The organism is Bosea sp. BIWAKO-01, assembly GCF_001748145.1.
Classification (GTDB): domain Bacteria; phylum Pseudomonadota; class Alphaproteobacteria; order Rhizobiales; family Beijerinckiaceae; genus Allobosea.
In genome coordinates, this window is the sequence record NZ_BCQA01000001.1 from 4,363,985 (window position 1) to 4,376,053 (window position 12,069).

Consider the following 12,069-nt stretch of genomic DNA (forward strand, 5'->3'; position numbering starts at 1 on the left):
CATGTCCGCGTTCGAGACGAACACGCCATTTGAAGACAGGGATGGTCGGGGCGAGCCCGGCCATGACGGCAAGGCGCAGGCGCGCATGGCCCGCGCCTACCGCCTGACCATCTGGGGCATCGCGCTCGGCATTTTCCTGTTCGCTGCCCATGTCGTGCTCTGGGCGCATGGAATCGGCAACGCCCAGCTGCTCAAGGACGGTGTCGACTGGATCTACGACGTCCTGCTCTACGGCATCGCCGCGCTGGTCTTCGGCCGTGACGAGCGGGCCGAGCGCTGGGCCGCGCTCGGCATCGGAGCCGTCATGGCAGTCGCCGGTCTCCACACGCTTTACGATCTCTGGGACAAGATCGTCAGCCCAAGGCCGATCGAGATCTGGACGCTCGGCTTCTCCGCGGCGAGCGCGATCGTCGTCGCCATCCTGATCGTCGGCCTGCTCTGGCGCTTCCGCCGCGAGACCAATCCGGTGATCAAGGCAACCTGGCTGTCGAGCCGCAACGACGTGATCTCGACCACGGGCTTTGCGCTGCTCGGCCTCGTCGCGCGCGTCGCTCCGGTGCGCTGGCCGGAATATCTGTTCGACCTCATCGTGGCCGGCATCTGCTTCCAGGCGACATGGGCGATTTGGAAGGCGGCCCGGGCGCCGCAGCACAAAATACTCCCAGCGGAAGCCTGACACGGGCCTTTCGGAAAGATCTTCCCCTACGGCAGGCGCCGGGGGACGGTTCTTGTCCGCACCCGGCAAACAAAAAAATCCTGTTCGGCTGTTCCTATGCGGCCCTGGCGGCGACGATCTCCCTCCTGATTTCTCGATCAAATGGACGGAGTTGAGGCGATATGGCTGGGAAGACGCGACTGGGGTGGGTGCTCGGTTCGGTGCTGGGGGCGCTGGCATCGATGGGGGCTGCCTGGGCGAATGGCGGCCCGCTGGTGACGACCGAATGGCTCGAGCAGAACCTCGCGAATCCGACGCTTCGGATCGTCGAGGTCAGCGTCGAGCCTGGGCTCTATGAACGCGGTCATATCCCGGGGGCGCAGAACGTCGTCTGGCACACCGATCTGGTCGAGACCGTGTCACGGGACATCGCGACACCTGAGAAGTTCCAGGCGCTGGCCCGCAAGCTCGGCCTCGACAAGGATACGACGGTCGTCCTCTACGGCGACAGCAACAACTGGTTCGCCGCCTGGGGCGCCTGGGTGTTCGACATCTACGGCCTGCGCGACAACGTGAAGCTGCTTGATGGTGGCCGCAAGAAATGGGAGCTGGAGAAGCGTCCGGTCGCGACCAATCCGGCGCCGGTCAAAGCGTCGGGATTCACCGTCTCCCAACCCAACCGCACGCTGCGCGCGCGGCTGACAGATGTCGTGAATGTCGTCGAAAAGAAGTCGGATGCCCGCATCCTCGACATCCGCTCGCCCGATGAGTTCTCCGGCAAGATCATCGCACCGGCAGGGTTCCAGGAACTGGCGCTCCGCGCCGGGCATATCCCTGGCTCCGTCAACCTGCCCTGGGCGCGCGCAGTCAACCAGGCCGATGGCACGATCAAGCCGGTCGAGGAGCTGAGGAAGCTCTATGCCGAGATCGGCATCGACGGCTCGAAGCCGATCATCACGACCTGCCGGATCGGCGAACGGTCGAGCCATAGCTGGTTCATCCTGTCGCGCCTGCTTGGCTACCAGGTCGCCAATTATGACGGCTCCTGGACCGAGTACGGCAATGTCGTCGGCCTGCCGATCAACAACCCGGCGGGCACGGTCTGGAGCGGCAAGTGAACGACAGGCCGGCCAGTCTGCCCGGGCGGCATTCATGAGCATGTCCGACGACACTGGCGCGCTCGATTATCATCGGGCGCGCGAAGCCGCCTTGGGCGGGGTTGCTGCCGATGAGCCGCAGTTCCCGCCTGTGCGCTTCGTGGTCGCGACGGCCGTCGCCCTGGGACTCGCCGGGGCGATCCATCTCGTCGGGACCCATGGCGACCCGGCGCCGCAACTGCAGCTCTCGCTGATCCTTGGTGCGGCCTTCGGCTTCGTGCTGCAGCGTTCCCGCTTCTGCTTCCTCTGCATCTGGCGCGACTGGCTCGACCGGCGCGATCCGCGTGGTCTGCTCGGTGTCCTGACTGCGCTTGCGGTCGGCATCGTCGGCTACACCCTGATTTTCGGGGCCTGGCTGCCCGACCCGTCAGGGGCACGGTTGCCGCCGACGGCCCATATCGGTCCGGTCGGTCCAGCGCTGGTTCTGGCCGGCCTGGCCTTTGGTACCGGCATGGCGATCTCCGGCTCCTGCATCAGTGCCCATTGGTACAGGCTGGGCGAAGGCTCGCCGACCGCGCCCTTTGCGCTGATCGGGGCCGGGATCGGCTTCGGGTTGGGCTTCCTGAGCTGGAACGAACTCTATCGTCTCAGCATCTCGGAAGCCGTGGTGCTCTGGCTGCCGCGCCATCTCGGCTATGCCGGCGCGCTGCTCGGCGGCCTCGGCGTGCTGGCCGCGCTGGCGCTCGTGTTGCTCTGGGCAGGGCGGCCGATCCGTGGGAACGCAGAGGAGTCACGAGCACCGTTGCATCAGGTCTTCGTTGCGCGCTGGCCGTCCTGGCTCGGCGGCCTCTTCGTCGGCCTCGTCGGCATTGCAGCCTATCTGCGGCTGAGCCCGCTCGGGGTGACGGCTGAGCTCGGCTCGCGCTCGCGTCAGGCGGCCGACGCCTTTGGCCTGCTGCCGCAGCGGCTGGAAGGCCTCGACAGCTTTCGCGGCTGCGCCACGGTGATCCGGGACGCCTTGCTGACGCCGAACGGCTTGTTCGTCATTGGCCTTGTGCTGGCGTCCTTCTGCGCTGCGCTCGCTTCGGGCGAATTCAGGCCGAGCCTGCCGCGTCCCTCACATGTTGTGCGGGGGCTTCTGGGGGGCGTGCTGCTCGGCTGGGGAACGCTGGTCGGACTCGGCTGCACAGTCGGCACGCTGCTCTCGGGCGTATCGGCGGGGGCGGTCTCCGGCTGGATCTTTGGTGCGGCGTTGCTGGTTGGCGCTACGGTCACGCTGAAACTCGGCCGCCGGCTCGGAGTGCTGGGTTAGGCCGAGCCATGCTTCGGAGCGTGGCGAGGCGATCCGGGAAGGCTGCTCTGTTGCCCGTGGATCGCCCGGCTGCTTGCGCCTTCCCTCACGGCGGCGAAGGATGTAGCGCGAGGAGCCGCGCATCCGCAGATGCGCAATGGCGCGCAGACATCGCCGTGCGGATTGCTATAACGGGGCAGACGTTCAAAGGACGCCGCCCATGACGATCGCCGAGAAACTGCCTTCCATCCTGATCGCCAATCGCGGCGAGATCGCCTGTCGCGTCATCCGGACAGCCAGACGCCTGGGTCTGCGCACCATCGCGGTCCATTCCGACGCCGATGAGGATGCGCTCTTCGTGCAGATGGCGGACGAGGCCTATCGGATCGGCCCCGCACCGGCCCGCGAAAGCTATCTCGACGCCGAGAAGATCCTGGCCGTTGCCCGGCAGGCGAATGCTGCCTGTATCCATCCGGGCTACGGCTTCCTTTCCGAGAACGCCGATTTCGCCGATGCCTGCGCCGCTGCGGGGATCGTCTTCGTCGGGCCACCGGCGTCCGCCATTCGCGCCATGGGCTTGAAGGATGCAGCCAAGGCGCTGGTCGAGAAGGCGAAGGTACCGGTGGTGCCAGGCTATCACGGCGCCGAACAGGAGGTCGGCTTCCTCGCGACCCAGGCTGAACGCATCGGCTATCCCGTGCTGATCAAGGCGGTTGCCGGCGGCGGCGGCAAGGGCATGAAGAAGGTCGACCGGCCCGAGGACTTTGCCGACGCGCTTTCGAGCGCCCAGCGGGAGGGCAAGAGCGCCTTTGGCGATGCGCACGTGCTGGTGGAAAAATACGTGCTCTCGCCGCGCCATGTCGAAATCCAGGTCTTTGGCGACAGCCATGGCAATGTCGTCCATCTCTACGAGCGCGACTGCTCGCTGCAGCGCCGGCACCAGAAGGTGATCGAGGAGGCGCCGGCACCGGGCATGAGCGCGGAGGTCCGCGCGGCGATGGGCAAGGCAGCCACGGAGGCCGCACGCGCTGTCGGCTATGTCGGCGCCGGCACGGTCGAGTTCATTGCGGATGGGCGCGAAGGCCTGAAGGCCGACCGCTTCTATTTCATGGAAATGAATACGCGCCTTCAGGTCGAGCATCCGGTCACGGAGGCGATCACCGGGCTCGATCTGGTCGAGCTCCAGCTCAAGGTCGCGGCCGGCGAGCCGCTCGGCTTCACCCAGGCCGATGTGAAGGCGACCGGCCACGCGGTCGAGGCGCGGCTCTACGCTGAGGATCCGGAGAAGGGGTTCCTGCCGTCGACCGGCAAGCTCTGGGCGCTGCAGTTCCCGGAAGGAGAGGGCATCCGCGTCGATACCGGCGTCGAGGCCGGCGACACGGTGACGCCGTTCTACGATCCGATGATCGCCAAGGTCATCGCCCATGGCGCCAATCGCACCGAGGCGCTCGACCGACTGGCGGAGGCGCTGGGCGAAACGATCGTCGCCGGGCCGCGTACCAACCTTGCCTTCCTCAAGCATCTCGCGGAGGCCGAGGGCTTCCGGCAGGGGCCATTCGATACCGGTTTCATCGATCGCAATCTCGATGCGCTGGGTGCCGTGCCGCAGCCGCTCGACGCCGCGGCGGTGGCAGCTGCTGCCCTGCAGCTGGAGGAACAGCGCCAGGAGGCCGGCCTCGTTGCAGCGGCAGCCCATGAGGGTGGGGCGCTTTCGCCCTGGGTCGTTCCCGATGCCTTCTCGCTGATGCCGCGCCAGCCGCTCGGTCTGCCGCTCTCCGTCGATGGCGAGCGGATCAATGCCCGGATCGAGTGGCATGACGAAGGCGCGCGCGTCAGCCTGCCTGGCCATGAGATCGACGAGGGCGAGCACGAGATCACGCTGGCGCAGGCCGAGCGTGGCGTCTGGTTCGCGCTGCACCGCGGGCGGCAAACCACTGTTTCGCTGTTCGATCCGTTCTCGGTTGATCTCGATGCGGCCGCCGGTTCTGGCGGCGTCATCAAGGCGCCGATGCATGGCAAGCTGATCGCGCTCTTCGTCCAGCCCGGCGAGCTGGTCACCAAGGGCCAGAGGCTTGCGATCGTCGAGGCGATGAAGATGGAGCATGTGCTGACGGCCCCGCGCGACGGCATCGTGACCGAAGTCGCGGGGCAGCCGGGAGCACAGGTGGCCGAGGGCGCCAAAGTGGTGGTGCTGGGGGAGTAAGCGGCAGGAACCGCTCTCACCTTCCGAAAAATGCACTCCACTTTTCGGTCCGATGGTTCCGTGCGCGGCTACGCATCCAGCGCTGCCGCAGCCTTCTCTGCGATGGTGAGATTGATCTCTACCGGGTCGTCGTCGCCGAGGAACCAGGCTGCCGACAGCCCGCACCACGCGAGGATCCAGCGCAACAGGCGGTCGCGCTCCAGCCCTGATTTCCCCAGCACGATTTCCAGCCGACGCTCGAAGCAACCGGGGATGATGGCGACCGGTGGGTCGGGGTCCGAGAGATCGGGATCGCAGAACAGGATCGTGTATTCGAAGGCGCGGTCGCCGATCACAGATTTCGGGTCGATGGCGAGCCAGCCGCGCGCCTCGAAATCGAGCACGTTTTCGTGGTGGATATCGGCATGCAGCGGGACGATCTCGCGCTGCGCGGGGAGCAACTCGGTCGCCGCTGCGGCGGCCCGCGCCAGGATGCCGCCCCGCTGCGCGGCCATCGGAAACAGATCTGAAAACCAGGTTTCGAGCGGAATGAGGCCGGCCGGTGCCGGGCCGCGCGGTTTGTGCAATCCCGCGATCGCTTCGCACAGGATGGCGGTTGCCTCGTCGTCGGCATCGGCGCTGCTGCGAGCCATGGCCGACAGCGAACGCCGGCCGGTCGCGCGTTCGAGCAGCATGGCGTCGCCGGTCGGGCTGCGTTCGAGCAGCCGAGCCGCACCCTCGCCAGCCCAGTACTCCAGCGGCAAATAGCCGAGGCGCTCGTCCGGCGCCTCCGGCAGTTTCAGCATGGCGGGCGCGCCGCGATGCCTGACAGGGAGAAGGTGGCTGCTATGGGTGACGATCGGCTCGCCATCGGGCACCAGGGCCCAGCGTGCGAGATGGGGCGCGAAGTCATAGTCCGGCACGGTGTCTCAGGTCGTCTGCGTGCGGTTGCGGCCGATCAGCGGATATTGCTCGACCTCGTAGATCTGGCCGGAGACCGGTGCGCTGTCATCGGAGAGCCAGAACGCCGTGTGGGCGGCGATCTCGTCGGGCTGCATGATCCGGCCCGTCGGGGCGAATACCGGTGAAACATTGTTCTGCCAGCCCGGCTCGCGCCCCTCGCGCTGCTGGGTCGCGTCCTCGTTCGCCGTAAAGGTCCAGCCGACATTCAAGGCATTGACCCGGATGCGTTCCTGCCCGAGCGCATCGGCGAGATTACGGGTCATCGTCGTCAACGCGCCCTTGGACATGGAATAGACCGTCAGATCGCTCTGGCCGCAGAGCGCATTGATCGAACCGACAGTGACGATGGCGCCCCCGGAATTCTGCAGGCGGAAGGCAGCGATCGCCGCCTCTGCGCACAGAAGCGGGGCGCGGGTATTGATCGCGAAGACATGGTCGAAGAAGGCGGCCGTAGTCTCACCGATGACGCCGCGCGGATAGATGCCGGCATTGTTGACCAGCCCGTCGATACGGCCAAACGCCCTGACGGTGGCGTCGACGAGCACCTGCGCGGTGGAGGGCTCGGCGAGGTCGCCGGCTGCGCCTTGCGTGGAGGCTCCGAGCTTGGCGCAGGCGGCCGCTACATGCGCGTCGTCCTGGCCATGAACCAGGACTTTGGCGCCTTCGGCGACGAGACGCTCAGCCATCGCATAGCCGATGCCCGATGTGCTTCCGGTGACGAGAATAGCCTTGCCGGCAAGTCCGCGCATGTTCTGGGTCTCCTTCTCCCGGTACTGAGGTATCGCGTCTCTCGGCTGTCGTCATCCCGGGCCAGCGCAAGCAGAGCCCGGAGATGGCCGAGAGCGGGCGATCCAGCCTCTGTGGAGAAACTCCGGCAACGCTGGCCCGGTTCGTCGGCGAGGATTAATATGCCCCATGGCCTTGCACATGCTCAAACTCTGCGTCGGCGCCGAATCCATTCGCGATCTCGAGGAATGGGTCGAGGAGCAGATGGCGTTGATGCGCCGGCTCGGCCGCCGGGAAGAACAGACCCATACCACCCGCATGGTGCCGAAGCGCATCGAGGAGATCGTCGATGGCGGCTCGCTCTACTGGGTGATCAAGGGGCAGATCTCGGCGCGCCAGCGCCTGACGGATATCCGGCCTTTCACCGATGGCGAGGGGATCGGGCGCTGCCATCTGGTGATGGAGCCGGCGGTGATACCGGTCGAGCCACGGCCGTTCCGTCCCTTCCAGGGCTGGCGCTACCTGCAGCCCAAGGACGCCCCGCGTGACATCGGCCAGCATGGCGGCGACCTCGCCGAGATGCCCGAAGAGATGCGGCGCGAACTGGCTGGGCTGGGACTGCTCTAGGCTGGCGTTCTCTCGCGGAGCGGCCGGCTGCGCGTCCAAGGGCTGCTCTGGGTCCGGGTTAGCCCGTCATACGGAAATATTGTCGATCAGCCTCGTTCCGCCGAGCCGCGCCGCCACCAGCAGCCTGATCGGGCCGTCGGCCAGGCCGGTGACCGGCGTCAGCGTCTCGGCGTGGCGAGCCTCGAGATAGTCGAGCTCGAACCCGGCGGTGATGATCTCGCTTTGCGCCTCGCTGACCGCCTGGAAGAGCGGGTCCTCGTTGCGGATGCGCATGGCAAGGTTTTGCATGACACGGTGGAGCACGGGCGCCAGCGCGCGTTCATCAGGGGAGAGGTAGCGGTTGCGCGAGGACATCGCGAGGCCGTCCGGCTCGCGATGGGTCGGCGCGGGGATGATCTCGATGCCGAGATCGAGATCCGCCGCCATCCGCGTCACCACCTTGAGCTGCTGGTAGTCCTTCTCGCCGAAGACGGCGCAATCGGCCCGGCTCTGGGTGAACAGCTTGCAGCAAATCGTTGCGACACCCTCGAAATGCGTCGGGCGGAAGCGATCGTCGAGGCCGACGGCGGCCGGGCCGAGCAGCAGCACGCGGCTGGCAAAGCCCGCCGGGTACATCTCCTCGACCGAGGGGAAGAAGATCGCGTCCGCCTGCGCCGCTTGCAGCAGGCTGCGATCAGTGTCGAATGTGCGGGGATATTTCTTGAAGTCTTCGTGCGGGGCGAACTGCGTCGGATTGACGAAGATCGAGACCACAACGCGCCGCGCATGCTGCTGCGCCAGCTTCACCAGCGCGATATGGCCCTCATGCAGGGCGCCCATGGTCGGCACCAGGGCGACCCTTTCGCCCGCTGCGCGCCAGCCCGCCACCGCCCAGCGCAGGTCCCGGACCGTCTCCACCACCGCCACCTGCGTCATCGGTTCTCTCTCCATCGGCGGGAGACGGGTAGCAAATGCCGGAGCGATGGCCAATATCAGGTTTGGATTCGAGTTTGGCAGCGTGATGCGCCCGGGACCCTGATGACGCGAGAGACCGACAAGGCTGTAGGCAAGGCGGCGGGCGTTTCGCCCCATGCGCCACAGGCCGGCCATTCCGCGCCGGGCGAGATCGACAGGTTCCTCGGCGCCGCCAAGCAGCTCGCACCGCTTGCGACCGGGCAGGCCGGCCGTCTCGTCTTCGCGCTCGACGCCACGATGAGCCGCCAGCCGACCTGGGACCTGGCCTGCTCCCTGCAGGCAAGAATGTTCGAGGTCGCAGCCGGCTCCGGCGGGCTCGCCGTGCAGCTTGTCTATTTCCGCGGCTTTGCCGAATGCCGCGCCTCGGGCTGGATTGGCGAACCGCGCCGTCTGACCGGGCTGATGACGCAGATTGCCTGCGAAGGCGGGCAGACCCAGATCTCGCGCGTGCTCAGGCACGTCCGCGACGAGGCCAGGGCGGTGCCGGTGCGCGCCTTCGTCTTCGTCGGCGATGCGATGGAGGAGGATGTCGACACGCTCGCCGCTCTTGCCGGCGAACTCGGCCTGCGCGGCATTCGCGGCTTCATGTTCCAGGAAGGGGGCGAACCCGCGGCAAGCGCCGCCTTCGCCACCATCGCGCGGCTGACCGGTGGCGCCTATGCGCGTTTCGACGCGACCGCGCCGGATTCGCTGCTTGATCTGCTGCGCGGCGCTGCCGCCTATGCCAGCGGGGGGCGCGAGGGGATGCTGAAGCTTGCCGGCGCGAGCCCCGCCGTGAAGGGCCTGATCGCCGCCATGGATGGAGGCCGTCGGTGACGCTGCTTTACGGCATCGCCGTCGTGATCCTGCTCTGGTGGGTTTCCAAGCTCTTCACCGGGGCCAATCCGCAACTGCTGGCGAAGGCGCTGAAGACGCTGGGTGGCGTTCTTTCGCTTGGCGTGGCAGCTCTCATGATGCTGCGAGGCCGGCTCGACATGGCGATCTTCGTCGGCGGTATCGGAGCCTGGCTCCTCGGCTGGAGTGCCTATGGGCCCGGCGGAATGCGCTTTCCCTGGAGCGGCGGGGCCCGGGAGACACCGGGCGCGCGCTCGCGTGTCTCGTCGACATTGCTGGAGATGGAACTCGACCACGACAGCGGCGGCATGACCGGCAAGGTCAAGGCCGGCGCTTTCGCCGGCCGCGATCTCGATGCGTTGAGCCTCGACGAGATCGCCATTCTGATGCGGGCCTGCCTTGCGCAGGACCCGGAGGGGACGCGGTTGCTAGAGGCTTATCTCGACCGCCGGACGCCCGGCTGGCGTGAACACGCTGATGGTCACCGCGACGCGGGGCAGGGCGGCGCGGCGCGCCCGGGCGCGATGACGCAGCAGGAGGCCTACGAGATCCTGGGGCTTCAGCCTGGGGCGGGCGAGGAGGCGGTCCGCGAGGCCCATCGAGCCCTGATGAAGCGGATCCACCCGGACGCCGGAGGCACCAGCGGGCTTGCTGCTCGCGTCAATCAGGCCAAGGATGCTCTGCTGAAGTGAGATTCCGGGCTGGAACGACATGGCTGAGGTCCTTTCCCAGTTCGTTCAGCCGCGGATGGCGAAGCAGGAGAAGCCGTCGCGCTTGAGCTTGGCGCAGGCGTTCTGAGCGTCTTTCGGATCCTCGAAGCCGGCGAAGCGGGCGCGGAAGAGCGTGGTGCCACCCTTCTCGACCTTCTCGGTGAAGGGGGACGCCTCGGCGAGCGGGCCGGCGGCCTTGGCGCGGGCCTTGGCCAGGATATCCTTGGCCTTGGCTTCGTCATCGGTGGCGCCGAGCTGGATCACCCACTTGCCTGATGGGATCGCGGTGGAACCGCTGCGCGCATCGCTCGCCTTGTTGTTGTCCTGTGCCTTGGCGAGCGTCGTGGTGCCGGCAGAGGGAGCCTTGGCCTGGGCGATCGCCGGGGCGACTTCAGGCTGGCGCAGTTCGACCTTGGCGGGCTCGGGAGCCCGGGCGACGGGCTTTTCTTCAGGTTCGGCAACCTTCGCGATCGACGAGGTGACATCGACATTCGCCGGCGGGCGCAGGATCTTGCCATCAACCGGCGGGGCGCCGATCGACCAGCGCATGGCCGAGGGCGTCGTTGTCGCGGTGACCGGACGCATGCCGGAGAGCGGCAGCGGCTGAGCGCCGAGATTGATCGGGCGCGGCGGCGCGATCGGCGTGGTGGTGGTGGCGGCATAGGCGCGGGCAGCCGCCGGGACTTCCGGCTCGCTCTCGACGCGCGGACGCGGCACCGGCCTTGGCGCGGGCTCGCTGGCGGCCGCATGCTGGACGGGAGCCGCGGCAACCTGGGTCGCCTGATGCGGACGCTCCTGCGCCGGCTCGGCCTCGGCGACCATCGGGGCGGACCGTCCGCCGGCCGCGGCGCGCGGCAGATTGGCGGCGACGAGGTCGGCCATGATCTTGTCGCGGCTGGCGCCGGAGCGGCCACCGAGCACGACGGAGACGATCTGGCGACCGTCCGACTTGGCCGAAGTCATCAGGTTGAAGCCTGAAGCGTTGGTGTAGCCGGTCTTGATGCCGTCCACGCCCTCGACGCGGCCGAGCAGCTTGTTGTGGTTGCGATAGGCGCCGCCCGCATAGTTGAACACGCGGGTCGAGAACATCGGGTAATAGCGCGGGAAGCGTTCCTGGATCGCGCGGGCGAGAATGGTGAGGTCGCGCGCCGTCGTCAGGTTCGGCGGATTATGCGGCAGGCCATGCGGATTGTAGAAGCTGGTCCGGCTCATGCCGAGCGAGCGGGCGCGCGCCGTCATCATCCGTGCGAATTCGTCCTCGGAACCGCCGACATTCTCCGCCACCGCCATGGCGACGTCATTGGCCGATTTGGTGATCAGCGCCATGATCGCGTCGCGCACCTCGATCGTCTCGCCAGGCGCGAAGCCGATCTTGGAAGGTGCCTGACGCGCCGCGTAGGACGAGACCGTCAGCTCGGAGTTCATGTTGAAGCGGCCGCGCTCGAGCTGCTCGAACAGCAGATAGAGCGTCATGACCTTGGTGAGGGAGGCGGGGATGCGCGGGGCATCCTCATTCGCCGCGTGCAGCGTGCGACCGCTCTTCACGTCGACGACCATCGCCGCATATGGCGGCGTATAGCCACCGCCTACATGGCGCCGCTTCTTGCGTGCGGCCTCGGCAGGGGACGCGGCCACGCTGAGCGCGACGGCGACAACACCGATCAGTCCGACAAGTGCGCGAAGACGCACGCGTCGGGAACCAACGCTACCAGAACTCATGCAACCCGCCTCAACCCAGTACTACTGTTCCCCGGTCTCCGCGGCGTCTGGCGACGTGGCGCGAAGGACACAGTTGGGAAGGTTAGGATGATGGGGTTACGGAGCCGTTAAACGGCGAAAGATCGTGAGCCGATCCCGCGTCCGGATGGGCTCCGGGCGGAACGGCGTTACCTAGCGTTTGATGCATTGCAGCGCGGCCTTGACTTTTATGTTGCGCTGCACAATATACAGGAAGTCCCCGGTGGTGAACAGTTTCATCAGGCCTTGGGGCGTGGAAACAGGGCCTACGGGCTCGCCAGCAAGGAGGCAAC

The 12,069-nt window shown here is 67.1% G+C and carries 11 protein-coding genes; 7 read left to right on the plus strand and 4 right to left on the minus strand.

Annotated elements, in window-relative coordinates; all coding sequences use genetic code 11:
- Nucleotide 1 precedes the first annotated feature (1 nt).
- From BIWAKO_RS20450 to BIWAKO_RS20465, 4 genes are all read left to right on the plus strand, one after another.
- A complete protein-coding gene (locus tag BIWAKO_RS20450; RefSeq protein WP_141740169.1) occupies nucleotides 2–676 on the plus strand; it encodes a cation efflux transmembrane domain-containing protein in 675 nt (224 codons plus the stop codon).
- Nucleotides 677–897: 221 nt separating this feature from the next.
- Nucleotides 898–1,773: a sulfurtransferase gene (locus BIWAKO_RS20455; protein WP_244523665.1), complete on the plus strand. Its 876-nt coding sequence runs from the start codon at nucleotides 898–900 to the stop codon at nucleotides 1,771–1,773.
- 34 nt (nucleotides 1,774–1,807) lie between these two features.
- Nucleotides 1,808–3,064 carry a YeeE/YedE family protein gene (locus tag BIWAKO_RS20460; protein ID WP_244523498.1) on the plus strand — a complete coding sequence of 419 codons (1,257 nt, stop codon included), beginning with the start codon at nucleotides 1,808–1,810 and terminating at the stop codon, nucleotides 3,062–3,064.
- A 199-nt stretch (nucleotides 3,065–3,263) separates the two neighbouring features.
- Entirely contained in the window at nucleotides 3,264–5,246 is a 1,983-nt protein-coding gene (locus tag BIWAKO_RS20465) for an acetyl/propionyl/methylcrotonyl-CoA carboxylase subunit alpha (RefSeq protein WP_069880205.1), read from the plus strand.
- 68 nt (nucleotides 5,247–5,314) lie between these two features.
- Here the strand turns inward: BIWAKO_RS20465 and BIWAKO_RS20470 are convergent, their stop codons facing one another.
- Both BIWAKO_RS20470 and BIWAKO_RS20475 read right to left on the minus strand, forming a co-directional pair.
- Nucleotides 5,315–6,148 (minus strand): aminoglycoside phosphotransferase family protein, encoded by an 834-nt coding sequence (locus BIWAKO_RS20470; protein WP_069880206.1) that lies wholly within the window; start codon nucleotides 6,146–6,148, stop codon nucleotides 5,315–5,317.
- 6 nt (nucleotides 6,149–6,154) lie between these two features.
- On the minus strand, nucleotides 6,155–6,937 hold the full coding sequence (locus BIWAKO_RS20475; protein WP_069880207.1) for an SDR family NAD(P)-dependent oxidoreductase: 783 nt from the start codon (nucleotides 6,935–6,937) through the stop codon (nucleotides 6,155–6,157).
- 166 nt (nucleotides 6,938–7,103) lie between these two features.
- On the opposite strand from BIWAKO_RS20475, the gene BIWAKO_RS20480 reads away from it, so the two are divergent.
- Complete coding sequence (locus BIWAKO_RS20480; protein ID WP_069880208.1) at nucleotides 7,104–7,541, plus strand: DUF1489 family protein; 438 nt, start codon at nucleotides 7,104–7,106, stop codon at nucleotides 7,539–7,541.
- 66 nt (nucleotides 7,542–7,607) lie between these two features.
- Here the strand turns inward: BIWAKO_RS20480 and panC are convergent, their stop codons facing one another.
- Nucleotides 7,608–8,456: a pantoate--beta-alanine ligase gene (gene panC, locus BIWAKO_RS20485; RefSeq protein WP_069880209.1), complete on the minus strand. Its 849-nt coding sequence runs from the start codon at nucleotides 8,454–8,456 to the stop codon at nucleotides 7,608–7,610.
- Between the two features lie 102 nt (nucleotides 8,457–8,558).
- On the opposite strand from panC, the gene BIWAKO_RS20490 reads away from it, so the two are divergent.
- Nucleotides 8,559–9,311, plus strand: a complete 753-nt coding sequence (locus BIWAKO_RS20490) for a hypothetical protein (RefSeq protein WP_069880210.1) — start codon at nucleotides 8,559–8,561, stop codon at nucleotides 9,309–9,311.
- A complete protein-coding gene (locus BIWAKO_RS20495; RefSeq protein WP_069880211.1) occupies nucleotides 9,308–10,021 on the plus strand; it encodes a J domain-containing protein in 714 nt (237 codons plus the stop codon). Before BIWAKO_RS20490 ends, BIWAKO_RS20495 begins: the two co-directional genes overlap by 4 nt.
- A gap of 45 nt (nucleotides 10,022–10,066) precedes the next feature.
- Here BIWAKO_RS20495 and BIWAKO_RS20500 read toward each other — a convergent pair whose 3' ends face one another.
- Nucleotides 10,067–11,758 carry an SPOR domain-containing protein gene (locus BIWAKO_RS20500; RefSeq protein WP_069880212.1) on the minus strand — a complete coding sequence of 564 codons (1,692 nt, stop codon included), beginning with the start codon at nucleotides 11,756–11,758 and terminating at the stop codon, nucleotides 10,067–10,069.
- Between the last annotated feature and the right edge of the window lie 311 nt (nucleotides 11,759–12,069).